This is a genomic window from Ruminococcus sp. zg-924, from assembly GCF_024433635.1.
Lineage (GTDB): Bacteria > Bacillota > Clostridia > Oscillospirales > Acutalibacteraceae > UBA7067.
This window is the reverse complement of record NZ_WNJZ01000013.1, coordinates 54,141-69,323: the sequence shown is the minus strand read 5'-3', so window position 1 is coordinate 69,323 and position 15,183 is coordinate 54,141. Positions and strand designations below refer to the sequence as shown.

The window sequence follows — 15,183 nt, the reverse complement described above, 5'->3', positions numbered from 1 at the left end:
TGATTGTTTTCCTGCTATTATATATGTGCGTATATAATGATATTTGTAGTCCTTAATCATAAAAGCGTATTACTATAAATAAAAAGAGGTATTTCAATGGCTAAAATAGAAGAAAGTGCAGTATATGAATTTTGCGAGCATGTATATGAAGAGCTAAGTAAGAAGGATGGTGGATACCATCCATCGAAGCATGATTCGGAAATGTTAAGGCGGACATCTGAACAGTTTTCTATATCTGAAGAAAATGTTGATAGAATTTACAAAGATTATACAAAAGTAGCTGCAGATATAGAGATACAGAAAATAAAAAAATTACCATTGCATCAACAACGTCAGATTATGATTGAAAGGTTTGGAGATATTCTCAAAAATAATAAAGACTTACCATACTACAAGTTAGAAGGAGAGCCTTCTAAACCGTTAGAATCACAGATAACTATGCTAAGTGATGAATATGAACCTGTTGTTAGGAAGGTTGCAGAAGCAGAGTGGACCATACCATTAAGTATTGATGTTAAGCATTTTCAGGAGTTGAAACAGATTTCAGAAGATATAAGCAAGTTGGATAATTTCTTTGAAAAATATTATAGTAAAGGAAAGTTTAACACTTTATGCAGAAAAATAAAAAATGCATTTGATAATTTGGCAAATAGAAATTTGTTTGATGAATGTATAGCTTCATATAAGGCTGGTCATTATTCTATATGTGTTAATTCATTGATCTCTCTTTTAGAAGGACTAATATCTACTTTTGGTGATAATATTAATGATGTTAGAGTAATGCGTGTTTGTAAATATCATAGTGATGAAGAAAAGAAGAACAATAATCTTATTAAAAGTCTTTGTTGGGAGTCTATATATGAATTCTGCAAAGTGTTATTTAAGAAAAGCAATTTTTCCGATGCAGAGCCGCCAGAAATGAATCGCCATTGGATAGAGCATGGTAGAACATCAAAAGAATATGAGAAAATAGATTGCTTGAAATTGATTAACGCTCTTTCCACAGTGACAATCTTTAAGCAAAACATGAGTTGTGAAATTTAGATTCATCCCCAATACACATAGGATGTGATATGAATCAAAAACTCCGATTGGATTTTCCAATCGGAGTTTTTACATAGAAGGAGGTGAGAAAATATGATTTACAATGTTCAGTTAGAACAGAAACGCAGTCGCATAGATTATGACGAATGCGATGTCAAATTCAGCGTGGGGTTATCTGGGAAAGAATTTAATCATCTGCGATCACACTTGTTAGAGGAATCGGAATATATCAAACCGTACCTTAATATGCTCGACAAAGGTGCAGAAGTGGAACAGGCAATACTGTTTACTTGTGATAAGGAAAAGTATGGTCTGGTTGTAATTCCGAGCGAAACAGGCTACGCAAGGTACACAGCCTTTGTCCCCGATGCGACAAGAATGCCCGAACATTTGCAGTACAGCTCACTTGACGAATATGACGGAGAGATGATACGAGTAGTGGATAAGTACGCGAAGCAGGCTGTTGAAAACCAAACTGACGGCGAATACAATCTAGATTTGGACGAGGTATATGACGAGTACAAGTTTAGAGAATTCAATCAAAACCTTTTCCTTGATATGCTGCGAGAACGACCCGAAATTGATGACATCGAATACAGTTCAGGAGTGTACACCGCCAAAATATCAAGAGAGCATCTCAGCAACGACGAATATTACCGTTTGTATCAGGATGACATTGATATTATGGAGGCTAAGCACATTCTTTGGATGCGCAATGCTGGAGGGGAACAAGCTGATTTCAGAGGTTGCAAGATGGACGGCATCCAATTCAACGGAAAAAACTTTGGTGGGGCGATATTCGATGACAGTATCATTACGAACTCGGATTTCGAAGGTGCGCTCCTCATGTCAGCAAGCTTCAATCAGGCTGAGATTCACACGTGCGGATTTAAGAATGTGACTGCCGAGGAAGTCAAGGCTGAAAACACTGCGTTCATTGATTGTGACTTTACACAAGCAGACTTTCTTGAAAGCAGTTTAAAAGGAACAGCATTTGATAACTGCGATTTTAGTTGTATCACGATAGCGGGTAGTTGTATAAAAGATACTCAGTTTATCGGTACAACACCCGACCAAGAAGAATTGGATAAATGTTATGAAACAAAACCCGATTCAAATGAAGAACTAAATATGAAACTGTAAACGCCGATTGGAAACAGTCGGCGTTTTATTATGCCCAGAGGAAGTGATAACAATGATATTAAATATTCAACTCAGAAACAAAATGGAGAGTTGGGAGTATAACAGATGTCAGATTGACAAAACGATTGAGCTATCGCATACCGAGTTTGAACATTTCAGGAGAAACACACTTGCCGATTATGATTTTATTAGAAATTCACTTGACGACCTCCCTACCACAAATGATAACACTCGTCACTGTATCATGCTGCTTGATGACGGCGGCGATGACGGTATCCTCGTAGATCCGCAGGGATATGATTACGCTCGGTATTCTGAGTATGTCCCTAACGCTCGTCAGCTCTGCAGACTTGGGCAGTTCCCTGCGCTTGAGGAAATGACGGCGGATATGGAAAGGCTTGTGGACTATTACACGAAACAGGCTTTGGAAACTCAAAGTGAAGGCAAAACTACTCTTCTTCTTTCTGATGTCAGCGAGCGATACGAGGCTACTACACAAGGTTTCCTCGACTACGATTTATTTACGAATATGCTCGCTGAACGTCCCGAATTCGATGATGTAGAAGAAAACTGCGGTGATTTGTTTATTACTGTGAATCTGCAGTATGAGCGTGTTCATACTCGTGAAATATCTCCAAGAGAATTGGAAGTGATATGTGCCAAGCATACGCTCTGGCTCAATGATGCAGGGGGAGGGCAAGCAGACTTCTCAAACTGTCATCTCAAAGGATTGAGTCTCTACGGCAAGGATTTATCCAACAGCCGATGTGAGTTCGCTGTGTTTGAGGATTGTAATTTACAGTCTGTTGATTTCAGCAATGCAGAAATGGAAACCGCAAGATTTGACGGTTGCTTTATGCAAGATATCTTTGCAAATAAAACCAACTTTCTGCAAGCGAATTTTACTAACTGCGACATTTCCAATTCCGTAATTACGGATTCACTTCTCACAAGCGCGGCGATGAATCATTGCAAAGTGGAGAATTCACAGATAACAAAATGTCAGATAGAGGGTTTTAAGTATCTCGAAACGGACATGAGCAAAGCAGCTTGCTTTGACAGTCAGCCTCAAAGCGAAACCAACGATATGAAATTATCATAAGGGGGGATAGCATATGGCAACAGTGGGCGCAGCCCTAAAGAAAATTGTAATCGCTATTCTTACCAATCCGAAAGCTTTGAAAAAGGTAGGTATGGTAATTCTGATTATTCTGTTGGTTATCTTTATGCCTGTAATTGCAATTGTATCGTTGTTAAGCGGAGGGATGGATATTGATACTCAATCCCTTCAAAGTCAGATTACCCAAGTAGCTCAGCAAGAGAATGATGAGAGAATTCAGCTGATAAATGAAACGATGACGAAAGTAGAGGAAGAACTTAAAATGAAAAAGTTATCATCCTACAACACGCAAGCCGAAGTTATATACGTGTTTGCTTTGTCCGATAAATCCAAAGAAAAAGATTTTGTCAAAAACTTTGTTTCCTGTTTTAAAAAAGATATCTCCGATGATGATTTAGTAAAAGCGGTCAATAAAAAGTTTGGAACGGATTTGAAGTATGATGATTTCAGCAAGGTGATGCAGATGGTATCCTCCACCAAGATTTCAGTATCCGACTACTATGACGCAAGTAAGAAAAATAACCTCGACCTCGTTCAATGGTGTAAGGATGCCTACAAAAATGGATGGGGATATGTCTATGGCGGCTATGGTCAGGTATGCACAGTACAGTATTTGAATCAGCAAGCAAGTCTCTATCCTGGTAGCAATGAAGCAGGCGGACCAATGAGAACAGTCGGTGAGCAATGGCTCGGAAGAAGAGTTGTGGACTGTATAGGATTGATTAAATCCTACGCTTGGTATAATCCGAGTGACGGAAGTATTAATTCCGGTGCAAACGGCTTTACCGATTGCGGCGCTAATTCTATTTGGAGCAATGTAAAGGAAAGCGGTGACATCTCTACTATTCCCGAGATACCCGGAGTTGCTGTTTGGATGAACGGACACATCGGCGTATATATCGGTAATGGAGAAGTTATTGAAGCACAGGGTACTGCTTACGGAGTTGTCAAAACACAACTCAAAAACAGAGGTTGGAGTAAGTGGCTGAAGATTCCAAATATAGAATATGTGAATCCCGACACTAAGAAAGATTCAAATTCAAAAACCGATAACAAAAACAACAGTAAGAAAAATTGAGGTAGCTAATGAAAAAAGTTAATGTCAGTATTATGTATGACGGTGAGAAACTCTCCGCCGTCAAGCTATATATGGAACAGCGGGATATAGATGTGAAGTCAGAGCTTGAAAAGGCTCTTGACACTCTGTATGCCAAATATGTTCCTGCAAATGTTCGTGAGTTTATTGATCTCAAGTGTTCTGCACAGACTCCGAGCAGACCAAAATCTTCTCGTCCAAAACCGAGTGAGAACAAAAGTGAGGTGAAAGAGAATGTTTGAAACCAACTTTGATTTCGATTATAACCGATTCAAGCTCAACGCAATTCTCGGTCAGTTTGGTAACGAGGAAGAAAATTTGCGTAATGAGTTAATTAATCACCTTGATAGGATGTACGGTGAACTCGTACCGCAGGAAGTCAAAGATAAAGTTGAAGCGGATATCGTGCAGGAGCAACAGCGTGAGTGGAAAGAGCAAAATTGTTTTGCTCTGATTCATCTTCATGATGAGGATGACGATGTTTTCTTTACCGCTAGAAATATTAATTCACTATATGATGCCGCTCGTCTTTATTATGATGAACTTTATGACATCAAGGATGAACTGTCACTTGACAGTCTTGTTGACAGATTCGATTACACAGATTATATTGACGAGCCTGTCTTTAATGTTCTGTCGGATGCACAGAAAAACGATGACAGAATTGTATGCGAAACCCATTTCGATTTTGAAGTGGGTACTCTTGAAATGCGTGATAAAAATGGCGTGGATATGTACGGCTGTGACCTTAACTATCTTGGAGTAGCAATAGATAGGTTGGAGCATAAGTTAGGATTCAGTGAAGAAGATAAACGAAACATGTTCAACGAGGATATTAAAAAGTATATTGTACAGTGTAGCAGCGAAGGTCAGGACGAGGGCAGTACAATGCACCTCTAATCGCCGTGTTCGCCTTGTGTCGGCTTTTCTAAACGCAGACGGGAAAGTAATCGTTTGAACGAAGGTAACGAAACGCAGGGCTAATTTACAGAATAAAACGAAAGGCAAAATCATCGGCAAAGTGGTGCGAATATCACGGGTCGAAAAGAAAGCAGGAGAAAGCGTGTGTGTCGCTGAAGCGACCACACGCAGATGACAGCAGTCGGCAATGCCGACTGCAAAGCCATTTTTCGGAGTTTCAGGATTTAGAAAAAGTGTGTGTCTAAAACCAACTTTTGTGTCAATCTGTGCGACTGAAATACTCGATTTGCCGATGTTCAAGCCATTATTTTGTACTCAAATCTGTTCGACAAGAGAAATTGAGGTGAAAAATATGGATAAAGCAGATAAGAAAATACGCTTTGCTTTGTATACTAATAAGTCTACTATTGATTTGGTGGATGAGAATTATGAAAAGGATAATTGCGAAAGTAAAAGTGAATTCATCCAAAAGGCTATCAAGTTCTACTGTGGATTTCTAAGGAACAATGATAACAGCCAATATCTTTCAACAGTTCTGATGTCTACTATGGAAGCGCTGTTCCGAGAAAGTGATAACAGAATCAGTAAATTGATTTTTAAGTTGGCGGTAGAACTCGCTATCACAATGAATGTTGTCGCTTTCAAGAGCGGCGTTGATAAGGAAGTCCTCAAGACCTTACGAGGTGAATGTATCAAGGAAGTAAAAAAGACAAATGGGATATTTACATTTGATGAAGCAGATAACTGGCAGAAGGGTTTGTAATCTGTGGCTAAACTTGTTACAAAATTCAAATATCTAAAGCCGGACAGAAAGCAAAGCGCAGGCGGTTATGCAAAGTACATTGCTACCCGTGAGGGAGTAGAAAAGATAGATAACTCGCAAAGATTTGCTCCGTCTACGGCAAGACAACAGGAGTTAACTGAAAAGTTACTCGTGGACTTTCCCGACTCTGCTGACAGCCTTGAATATCAGGACTATATGGCAAAGAAAACGGTTGGATCCGCTTCTGAATTTATTACTCGCACGATAGAGGATAACAGTTATGAAATCGCAGGCAGAGAAACCTATGCGAAATATATTGCGACACGTCCTCGTGCTGAAAAGTTTGGCAGACACGGATTGTTTACAAACAACGGTGTGCCTGTTAAGCTAACTAAAGTGCAAGAGGAATTGGATAAGCACAAGGGAAACATCTGGACTGCAGTCATTTCTCTAAGGCGAGAAGATGCAGAACGCTTGGATTTCAACAGAGGAGCAAGGTGGAGAGATATGCTTCGTACTCAGACGGGAGCGTTGGCAAGTAATCTCAAAATCGATATTGAGAATCTGCGTTGGTATGCGGCGTTTCATAATGAATCCTATCATCCTCACATCCACCTTATTGCATATTCTGCAAATCCCAATGAAGGATATCTTTCGGAACAGGGAGTTGAAAATCTGCGTTCTGTTTTTGCGAGGCAAATCTTTGCGCAGGACTTGGTATCTATCTATCAGAAACAGACGAAGAGCAGAAACAAGCTTAGATCTGATAGCAAGACGATTGTAGAGGATATAGTTAATCAAATTAACAACGGAGATTATGACAATCCAAAAGTAGAAGAATTACTCCGTCAGCTTTCCAACAAACTTTCTAAGCTTAGCGGTAAAAAACAGTATGGTTACCTCAAGGCTGATGTCAAGGACATGGTAGATAATATCGTCATTGAACTTTCTAAAAACGAGAAAATCGCTGCGTTGTATAATCTTTGGTATGAGCAGAGGGAAGAAGTGCTGCGAACATATACTGACACACTTCCCGATAGAATCCCTTTGGTGGATAACAAAGAATTTAAAACAATAAAAAACCATGTAATCAAGGAGGCGCTTCGAATAAAACAAGGAGATTTCTACGATGAGAAGATTGATATAGGAGTTGAGCAATCAGTTGTTGAATCAGAAATGGTTGCAGAAGAGCCTGCTGTTGATACAGAATCTTTAGATTTTGACGAACTTGACAAGAGAGCATTTGCCAAAAAGAGTTGGTGGACTAACGAATACAAGCTCGCCCGAAAATATCTGTATGGCAATAAGAAGGTTAAGCCGGATTTTCAAAAAGCAATGGAGTTACTCTCGTTTGAAGCGGACAAAGGCAACGGATTTGCTATGCACGACCTCGCCAAAATGTACTTGGATGGTCTCGGCATACAAAAGGACGAGAACAAGGCAGAGGAATACTTTGCAAAAGCTCTCCAAGCATTTCTTGATAAACTGCCAAGCGAGAAAAAGCCAGCGTATCTGCAATACCGAATCGGTAAAATGTATCAGCAGGGCTACGGCACGGAACAGGACTATACTGAAGCGGCTTCATGGTTTCAAAAATCAGTTGACTTAGGAAATCAGTACGCCGCTTATTCTTTGGCATCGCTCTACTACTATGGTAACGGAGTCGAGCAAGACTATCAAAAAGCGTTTGAGTTATATACCTTCGCTGCGAAAAAAGGAAATGCCTACGCGCAATATCAGCTTGCTCAAATGCTGACCGAGGAAATCGGGACTGCCAAGAATGTGCCATCCGCTCAAGAGTGGTACAGAAAGGCGTACAACGGTTTCCTTGCCATAGAAAACAATATGGCTGACGATAAGCTCTATTACCGCCTCGGACAAATGAATCTCAATGGAGTCGGCACGGAAGTGGACTTAGATAAAGCCAAAATGTATTTTGAAATGGCAGACAAGCTCAAGAACACCAATGCTGCGTTCGGTCTCGGCAAGCTATATCTGCGTGAGGATTACAACGGCTACAATCCTATCAAAGCTGTTGATTATCTTGAAAAGGCAGCTCACGCAGGCAACAGTTATGCTCAATTTCTCTTGGGGAAACTCTATCTGCAAGATGAAATAATTGGCGTTGATACAGATTTAGCTTTGAAATATCTGTGGACAGCGGTAGATAACGAGAATGTTAGAGCAATGTACTTTCTCGGCAAAGAACTGTTCAAAGGAGAAAATCTGCCGAAGAATGTCTCACAAGGTTTTGACTTGTTGGTCAGAGCAATGAACAGCGGCAATCAGTATGCCAAATACTTTTTAGCAAAGGAATATCTGTCCGGCGAGAATATTCCCCAATACCCGGATATAGCGGTACAGTTTCTTGAAGAACTTTCAGCGGATAATTTCGAGTATGCTGAATACTTGCTCGGCAAGCTTTACTATCAAGGAGATGTAATACCTCAAGATATTAATAGAGCCGTTTATCACTTTGAGAGAGCTTCTGAAGTCGACAACGAGTATGCAGCCTATCAGCTTGGTAAGATTTATCTAAACGAGATTCAGGATACAGACAAGGCGGTATTCTATTTGAAAGCGGCAGCGGAAAAGGGAAATGCTTATGCCCAATATCAGCTCGGAAAGCTGTATTTGTACGGCAACGGCGTTGAAAAGAATATGGAACTTGCCTATGAATATTTGATTGAATCTGCCAAGAATGGCAATCCCTATGCTTTGCAACTCTTGAACAGCCACAGCAAAGGACGAAGTCCGTCCGCAGCGATGTGTTCTTTATCGCTCCTGCACCATCTTAGCAGAATCATACAAAATCAGATTGAGCAGAACAGACGGCGCGGAAGAATCAAAACCGAGAGAAAAACTCGTCAGAAAATTGACGATAAGAAGTTCGGTCTCGGACTTCATTAAAAAATATAGCTTACTAACAAGGGGCAGTTATACCTACTCGGTGATAGGACCGTCCTGTCATGATGATAGGAGTGGTATAACAACCCAAAGTAAGATAACTACAACAGAAAGATAGAAAGACAAACTTATGACTAAAAGATTGATGTATAGGAGAAGTAATGTCAAGTTTTAATTATTTCACAAAAGAGCAAAAAGAACGAGCGAGAAACACAGACCTCGTGCAATTCCTCAGAAATCAGGGAGAGAAGCTCAAGCGGTCAGGATCGGAATATGAGTGGCGAGATGGATCCGAAAAGGTGACTGTCAGAGGAAATGTGTGGTTTAATCAGTACGAGCAGCAGGGCGGTGATGCGATTGACTTTATCAGAAGGTATTACAACAAAGACTATCCCGATGCGGTTGCTTTCCTTCTCAATCAGAACGGCGGTCAAATCATTCATTCTTTTTCTGCTGATAAGAAGCCGAAGGAGTTGAAACCTCCCAAGCCAAACTCGGACATGAGAAGAACTTATGCCTACTTGCTTTTGAATCGTTGTATTGACCGAGATGTTCTCAATGCTTTCATTCACAATAAGATGATTTATGAGGATAAAGAATACCACAATGCGGTGTTTGTAGGATACGATCCTAAAGGAAAGCCTCGACACTTCCACAAGCGCGGAACGCTGTCAGGTAGCTCCTTCAAGGGAAATGTGTCCGGAAGCATCCCCGAATACAGCTTTCACTGGAATGGGAAATCAGACAAGATTTTTCTGTTTGAGGCTCCCGTAGATATGCTTTCGTTTATATCCATGCACAAGAAAAATTGGTACAATCACACCTATGCGGCATCCTGCTCAGTTTCGGACAGGGTGCTTTTTCAATGCCTAAAAGATAATCCAAATCTCAAGATGGTTTATCTTTGCATGGATAACGATAAAGCCGGACACAAGGCAAATCGCAGAATTTCAGAAAAACTGAAAGAAATGGGAATACAATACAAAATCCTCACTCCGCACTTCAAGGACTGGAACGAGGAATGGTTAAATTATGATGAAAGGAGTGGACAGCTATGTTACCATCAGGTGTCGGCACACTGATTATAGCAGTCGGTGCATTGTTTCTTTTCTTTGCTGTGGTAATGTCGCTGTCCAACCGATATAACCTTAACAACATTAAGGACAAGACAGTCGGTCACGGACAGCATGGTACGGCTCGGTGGGCAACGAAGAAAGAAATTCGTAGAATCTATACGCACATTAACTATGAGCCGGATAAGTGGAGAACAGATCCAAAAGCCAGACCAAAGGAGCAGGGAATAGTAGTTGGTTGTAAAAATCGCAGGCTGATTATTTTTACAAACTTTCTCCGCAGAGTGTGGTACAGACTCAGAAAGCTGAGAAACCAATTCCGCAGAAAGAAGAACAAGAAATACATTCCACAGCCGATTCAAAAAGGCACTACCACAGCAATGGTGGATACAGGAGATGTACACGCACTGATGATTGGTGCGGCGGGTGTCGGTAAAACAGCATTCTGGCTGTACCCGTGTATCGAATATGCGTGTGCCACAGGAATGTCTTTCCTCAGTACGGATACGAAAGGAGATGTAGTACGAAACTATGGAGAAATTGCCTCAAAATATTACGACTACAATATCTCCGTAATTGATTTGAGAAATCCAACTCGCTCCAATGGCAACAATCTCCTTCACCTTGTTAACAAGTATACGGATATGTTTAAGACAGAGCCGATGAAGCTTGTGTATAAGGCAAAAGCGGAGAAGTACGCCAAGATTATAGCCAAGACAATTATTATGTCGGGCGGTGATTCTGCTTCTTACGGACAGAATGCATACTTCTATGATTCAGCCGAGGGTTTACTCACAGCGACAATCCTGCTCGTAGCGGAATTCTGTAAGCCAAGCGAAAGACACATCGTTTCCGTATACAAGATTATTCAAGAATTACTGGCTCCATCTAACAAGAAAGGCAAGAATCAGTTTCAGCAAGTTATGGATTTACTTCCCGAAAATCATAAGGCAAAGTGGTTTGCCGGTGCCGCGCTGACAACAGCAGAAGATACGATGGTATCGGTAATGTCAACCGCACTTTCCAGACTAAGCGCTTTTCTGGACTCAGAGTTAGAGCAGCTTCTCTGTTTTGATACGGAGATTGACGCAGAGAAATTCTGTAATGAGAAGTCAGCCATCTTCATTGTTATGCCAGAGGAAGATCCCGGTAAATTCTTTATGGTGTCGCTGATTATCCAACAGCTCTACCGAGAGATACTCGCTGTAGCGGATGAGAACGGCGGCAAGCTCAAGAATCGCTGTGTGTTCTACTGCGATGAGTTTGGCACTCTGCCGAAGATTGAATCGGCAGAGATGATGTTTTCCGCATCCCGATCCCGAAGGTTACAGATAGTTCCCATTATTCAGTCCTTTGCACAGCTTGAAAAGAACTACGGAAAAGAGGGTGCGGATGTCATTATCGATAATACTCAGCTCACAATTTTCGGTGGTTTCGCTCCGAACAGTACCTCTGCAGAAATACTCTCAAAAGCCCTTGGTTCCAGAACAGTAATGTCGGGGTCTGTCAGCAGGAGTAAGGATAACCCCTCGCAATCAGTACAGATGATTGAACGTCCTTTAATGACATCAGACGAACTCAAGAACCTTCCTAAAGGAACTTTTGTAGTGATGAAAACAGCAGAGCATCCAATGAAGGTTAAGCTAAAGCTGTTCTTCAAATGGGGAATCAGTTTCGAGACTCCGTTCTCAATAGAGGAACACGGAAACCGTGAGGTGCATTATGCTAAAAAGAAGGAACTCACAGATGCTATAATTAAGAAATATCGTCTGGATTTATTAACGGCAGCGAAAGATAAATCTGATGACAAAACATCAGGAGGTAACCTAAAAGCGACAAGAGCGAATAAAGACGTACCATTCGAACAGGCAAGTCATCCTGCTGAGAACAAAGAGATGAAACCGCCTGCCTCAAAAAAGAAGTCTGATAAAAAAGATGACTCAAAATCAAGCAACGGAAATAAGCGCGTAATGGAGCAGCAGAAAGCTCAAAAGCCTCAGACTCGACCAATGCAGCCGAGAGTTTATCGGAATGGTGGTGAGCAAAAATAGGCAGACTTGATCCCATCTACAGAATGGATTTACCTCACCGTGCTTTTGTTGTTTATATCTATCTCAAGGACAGAGCAAACAAGAATGGAGTATGCTGGCCCTCAGTAAATAGAATAGCCGCCGACACGAAATTGTCAGCGGCTACAGTGCGCAGAGCGGTTAAGGATTTGCGTAAAGCAAAGCTAATTGAAACCGAGCAGCGTTATCGCTATAACGGAGAGAACAGTAGCCTGCTTTACAAGTTGAAAAACATTTAGCTTTGGTCTGGCTTTTTGAATTTCTTGTGATATACTGTTGTGCTTGAAAGGCGGTGCTACAATGACACTAATTGAAAGCTTATGGTATGGAACTGTTGCTATGAGTGATAGAGTAGTCCATAAGGACAGTGAGTATGATAAACTCACGCAATGTATTATTCAGCATGAAGATCAACTCAAAGAAACGTTAACAGATAAGCAAACCGAGATATTCGAAAAATTAAAGGCTAATCAGAATGAGCGGAACACGTTGGGTGAATGCGAAGCGTTTACAATAGGATTCAAGCTTGGAGTCAAATTAATGTACGAAACAATGAAATGAATAGGGGATAGGGCTGTTAGTGGCAAAAGTCGCTGACAGCCCTATTTTATATTTCTATTTTTCCATGTTTCTCTTCGTATTTTTCTATACTGTCACGAATCAAAATAAGAATTTGACTATTAGCCGAACGACCTTCATAGTCAGCCACAACATGTAATTTGTTTAACATTTCTTCATCAATTCGAATGGATAAGCTCTTAACAGCCATAATAAAACCTCACTTTATATTTATTATGACTTTATTTTAATTCTAATATGTGTTATACTGTTAAAAATAAATATATAATATATCTAAAATATATCTAATCGGAGTTGGGTATGAGTAAAGCGTGTTGTGGATTTGGACATAGAGAAGTGTTTGAGGATATAACTGAAAGACTTGATAAAGCGATTCAACAAGCTATTGAAAAGGAATGTGTATATTTTTATACAGGAGGAATGGGAGAATTTGATAGTTTATTTTCTTCTGCTGTTCGCAGAGCAAAGAAACGCTATCCAAATATAAAGCTGATATGCGTAAAGCCGTATATGACGAATGAGATAAATAAAAACCACAACCATTATTCTGGTTTGTATTATGATGATGTTATAATTCCAACGGAGTTAGCAGGAGTACATTATAAAGCAGCAATTAACAAGAGAAACCAATGGTTAGTAAATAAGTGTGATATTATAATTGGTTATATAAAAAGAAACTATGGCGGTGCTTTTAAGGCATTAAAATATGCAGAAAAGCAAGAAAAAGAAGTAAGGGTTTTATGAAAACTAAGCAATAAAAACTAGTCCCATATATGAGTTTAAAAATCTAAGGTTGAACTTATCTGTGCTATTTATGCAGCTTGTTTTATGATTCATAGACCTTGAGTTTGTCGGTTAATAAGTATTTGCTTTTATGAGTTAAATCGTGTTCGTTATTTTATACAAATAGGAGCACACATGTTGTAGCATAATCCACAATAAATTCGTAGTGCAATTGACACTATTCGTGCTATTTGGTATAATTTCTAATGGGATTTTATAAATTATTCGTGAATCGTTATTCACAATCGATAGATACAAAAAGACTAGATAATAGATTAAAGGGATGTTAGTGTGCATTTTAAGGTATTTACAAAATATTTCTTTTCTACACTAAATAAGAGAGAACAAAGGGTTTATAATGCCTTACTCCAAAACTGGTTATCTTATAAAGATACATGTACTATAATAGGCTCATATCAAGACCTGGATTTTCAGAGAATAATCGAGGGTATATTGAAAGATAATCCGGAATTATTTTATATTGATATGTCAAAAATATCTTTTTCGATTACATCCTTCAATACAATTTGTTCATGTAAGTTTTTGTTTTCACGCTCACAAATAGAAACAAAAAAACAAGAAATATTTAGTAAGATAAAGGAGATTAGAACGCATTATAAACCAAACATAGATAGAGAAGTTTTCGTTTACAAGTATATCTTGACTCATGTTGAATATTCATATCAATTCGAACAAGAAGATTTATATAATGTTTATGGTGCTTTAGTATTAGGTAAAGCAGTTTGTGAAGGCTATTCAAAAGCGATGAAATTGTTGTGTGATGAATTTGAAATACCTTGTATTATTGTTAGTGGGTTTGCAATTAACCAATCAACAGGCAACAGAGAACGCCATGCTTGGAATATCATAAAACGTCCAAATGGTATATATCATGTGGATTCGACATGGGATTGTAATACTTATAGTTTGGTTAAATCTGTTATTTATTATAATGTATCAGATGGTTTTATCGCACGAGATCACTTTTGGAATAAAGCTCCATATCCAGATTGTATTAATAAAGGAGTCAACGAAAGAAAGATAATACAGATTAAGAATCAAAACGACCTTAAAGTTAATCTAAAGAGAATATCCAAAGAAAAAAGGAAACTATCAATTTTTGATGTAACTCAAAACTATAACTCAACTAGCGAGGTTTTACAAGAAATAAGCTTAATAATTAAACAAGAATCCATCAAGATTCCTTTATATTCAGTTGTATATGTAAAATCGATAAACTGTGTAATCTTAAAAGTGAATTTTTAGTATGAAAAACTATATTAGACTTGACCCAATTACAGAAAGAAAATTAATAGGTGAAATTGATAAGCTGCATTATAGTATTCCAGAAGATGATTTTATTAATGTAAGAAATATAATATTTTCTTGTGTTAAGAATCATATGATTAGTATTCCACAGATACATCAAATAATTTGTTTGCTTTCTGAGAAAAAAACAAGAACAATATTTAATGTTAGATCTTTAAGGGGAAAGTACAAAGCTAAAAAAACAGAAAGAATACAACTTTTTCATAAAATGATTTCTTATAATGAAAAAAAACTTTGGTTAATAGAATTTGATAGAAAAAATGAAATGTGTAAATTGTTATTTGCTTTGTTATTTATTAACTTCAATCAACAAAGCGAAAGTAAAGGATTTATAAAATTCAATAGATAAAGGAGAT

The 15,183-nt window shown here is 38.9% G+C and carries 16 protein-coding genes; 15 read left to right on the top strand and 1 reads right to left on the bottom strand.

Annotation, left to right across the window (positions count from 1 at the left end; translation table 11 throughout):
* The first annotated feature begins 96 nt into the window (after positions 1–96).
* The 12 genes from GMA13_RS07510 (at position 97) to GMA13_RS07455 (ending at position 12,697) form a co-directional block, all read left to right on the top strand.
* Positions 97–1,044 carry a hypothetical protein gene (locus GMA13_RS07510; protein ID WP_255910828.1) on the top strand — a complete coding sequence of 316 codons (948 nt, stop codon included), beginning with the start codon at positions 97–99 and terminating at the stop codon, positions 1,042–1,044.
* Positions 1,045–1,137: 93 nt separating this feature from the next.
* On the top strand, positions 1,138–2,187 hold the full coding sequence (locus GMA13_RS07505; RefSeq protein ID WP_255910825.1) for a pentapeptide repeat-containing protein: 1,050 nt from the start codon (positions 1,138–1,140) through the stop codon (positions 2,185–2,187).
* Positions 2,188–2,239: 52 nt separating this feature from the next.
* Positions 2,240–3,289, top strand: a complete 1,050-nt coding sequence (locus tag GMA13_RS07500) for a DUF6329 domain-containing protein (protein ID WP_255910822.1) — start codon at positions 2,240–2,242, stop codon at positions 3,287–3,289.
* A gap of 13 nt (positions 3,290–3,302) precedes the next feature.
* On the top strand, positions 3,303–4,385 hold the full coding sequence (locus GMA13_RS07495) for an NlpC/P60 family protein (protein ID WP_255910819.1): 1,083 nt from the start codon (positions 3,303–3,305) through the stop codon (positions 4,383–4,385).
* A gap of 8 nt (positions 4,386–4,393) precedes the next feature.
* Positions 4,394–4,645: a DUF6103 family protein gene (locus GMA13_RS07490; RefSeq protein WP_255910816.1), complete on the top strand. Its 252-nt coding sequence runs from the start codon at positions 4,394–4,396 to the stop codon at positions 4,643–4,645.
* Positions 4,638–5,303 carry a hypothetical protein gene (locus tag GMA13_RS07485; RefSeq protein ID WP_255910813.1) on the top strand — a complete coding sequence of 222 codons (666 nt, stop codon included), beginning with the start codon at positions 4,638–4,640 and terminating at the stop codon, positions 5,301–5,303. Before GMA13_RS07490 ends, GMA13_RS07485 begins: the two co-directional genes overlap by 8 nt.
* 373 nt (positions 5,304–5,676) lie before the next feature.
* The gene (locus GMA13_RS07480; protein ID WP_255910811.1) at positions 5,677–6,087 is read left to right on the top strand and encodes a hypothetical protein; all 411 of its coding nucleotides are present in this window, start codon (positions 5,677–5,679) and stop codon (positions 6,085–6,087) included.
* A gap of 3 nt (positions 6,088–6,090) precedes the next feature.
* Positions 6,091–8,997 carry a MobP3 family relaxase gene (gene mobP3 / locus GMA13_RS10635; protein ID WP_255910809.1) on the top strand — a complete coding sequence of 969 codons (2,907 nt, stop codon included), beginning with the start codon at positions 6,091–6,093 and terminating at the stop codon, positions 8,995–8,997.
* 158 nt (positions 8,998–9,155) lie between these two features.
* Entirely contained in the window at positions 9,156–10,076 is a 921-nt protein-coding gene (locus tag GMA13_RS07470) for a DUF3991 and toprim domain-containing protein (RefSeq protein WP_255910806.1), read from the top strand.
* On the top strand, positions 10,049–12,118 hold the full coding sequence (locus tag GMA13_RS07465; RefSeq protein ID WP_370687063.1) for a type IV secretory system conjugative DNA transfer family protein: 2,070 nt from the start codon (positions 10,049–10,051) through the stop codon (positions 12,116–12,118). The genes GMA13_RS07470 and GMA13_RS07465 overlap by 28 nt, the downstream gene beginning before the upstream one ends.
* 23 nt (positions 12,119–12,141) lie before the next feature.
* The gene (locus tag GMA13_RS07460) at positions 12,142–12,375 is read left to right on the top strand and encodes a helix-turn-helix domain-containing protein (RefSeq protein WP_255910803.1); all 234 of its coding nucleotides are present in this window, start codon (positions 12,142–12,144) and stop codon (positions 12,373–12,375) included.
* Between the two features lie 61 nt (positions 12,376–12,436).
* Positions 12,437–12,697, top strand: a complete 261-nt coding sequence (locus GMA13_RS07455) for a DUF6809 family protein (protein WP_255910800.1) — start codon at positions 12,437–12,439, stop codon at positions 12,695–12,697.
* 46 nt (positions 12,698–12,743) lie between these two features.
* On the opposite strand, the gene GMA13_RS07450 is transcribed toward GMA13_RS07455, so the two are convergent.
* The gene (locus GMA13_RS07450; RefSeq protein WP_255910797.1) at positions 12,744–12,905 is read right to left on the bottom strand and encodes an Arc family DNA-binding protein; all 162 of its coding nucleotides are present in this window, start codon (positions 12,903–12,905) and stop codon (positions 12,744–12,746) included.
* A gap of 110 nt (positions 12,906–13,015) precedes the next feature.
* On the opposite strand from GMA13_RS07450, the gene GMA13_RS07445 reads away from it, so the two are divergent.
* The 3 genes from GMA13_RS07445 to GMA13_RS07435 all read left to right on the top strand — a co-directional run bounded on the left by GMA13_RS07445 (position 13,016) and on the right by GMA13_RS07435 (position 15,176).
* Entirely contained in the window at positions 13,016–13,459 is a 444-nt protein-coding gene (locus tag GMA13_RS07445; protein WP_255910794.1) for an SLOG family protein, read from the top strand.
* Between the two features lie 330 nt (positions 13,460–13,789).
* On the top strand, positions 13,790–14,764 hold the full coding sequence (locus GMA13_RS07440) for a transglutaminase domain-containing protein (RefSeq protein ID WP_255910791.1): 975 nt from the start codon (positions 13,790–13,792) through the stop codon (positions 14,762–14,764).
* A 1-nt stretch (position 14,765) separates the two neighbouring features.
* Positions 14,766–15,176, top strand: coding sequence for a hypothetical protein (locus GMA13_RS07435; RefSeq protein WP_255910788.1), 411 nt, complete (start codon positions 14,766–14,768; stop codon positions 15,174–15,176).
* Positions 15,177–15,183 lie beyond the last annotated feature (7 nt).

Excerpts from the sequence above, each read along its gene's own strand:
- GMA13_RS07450 (WP_255910797.1), bottom strand. The coding sequence starts at position 12,905 with ATGGCTGTTAAGAGCTTATCCATTCGAATTGATGAAGAAATGTTAAAC.
- GMA13_RS07510 (WP_255910828.1), top strand. The coding sequence starts at position 97 with ATGGCTAAAATAGAAGAAAGTGCAGTATATGAATTTTGCGAGCATGTA.
- GMA13_RS07470 (WP_255910806.1), top strand. The coding sequence starts at position 9,156 with ATGTCAAGTTTTAATTATTTCACAAAAGAGCAAAAAGAACGAGCGAGA.
- GMA13_RS07445 (WP_255910794.1), top strand. The coding sequence starts at position 13,016 with ATGAGTAAAGCGTGTTGTGGATTTGGACATAGAGAAGTGTTTGAGGAT.
- GMA13_RS07455 (WP_255910800.1), top strand. The coding sequence starts at position 12,437 with ATGACACTAATTGAAAGCTTATGGTATGGAACTGTTGCTATGAGTGAT.
- GMA13_RS07500 (WP_255910822.1), top strand. The coding sequence starts at position 2,240 with ATGATATTAAATATTCAACTCAGAAACAAAATGGAGAGTTGGGAGTAT.
- GMA13_RS07465 (WP_370687063.1), top strand. The coding sequence starts at position 10,049 with ATGTTACCATCAGGTGTCGGCACACTGATTATAGCAGTCGGTGCATTG.
- GMA13_RS07485 (WP_255910813.1), top strand. The coding sequence starts at position 4,638 with ATGTTTGAAACCAACTTTGATTTCGATTATAACCGATTCAAGCTCAAC.
- GMA13_RS07505 (WP_255910825.1), top strand. The coding sequence starts at position 1,138 with ATGATTTACAATGTTCAGTTAGAACAGAAACGCAGTCGCATAGATTAT.
- GMA13_RS07435 (WP_255910788.1), top strand. The coding sequence starts at position 14,766 with ATGAAAAACTATATTAGACTTGACCCAATTACAGAAAGAAAATTAATA.
- GMA13_RS07490 (WP_255910816.1), top strand. The coding sequence starts at position 4,394 with ATGAAAAAAGTTAATGTCAGTATTATGTATGACGGTGAGAAACTCTCC.
- GMA13_RS07460 (WP_255910803.1), top strand. The coding sequence starts at position 12,142 with ATGGATTTACCTCACCGTGCTTTTGTTGTTTATATCTATCTCAAGGAC.
- GMA13_RS07480 (WP_255910811.1), top strand. The coding sequence starts at position 5,677 with ATGGATAAAGCAGATAAGAAAATACGCTTTGCTTTGTATACTAATAAG.
- GMA13_RS07495 (WP_255910819.1), top strand. The coding sequence starts at position 3,303 with ATGGCAACAGTGGGCGCAGCCCTAAAGAAAATTGTAATCGCTATTCTT.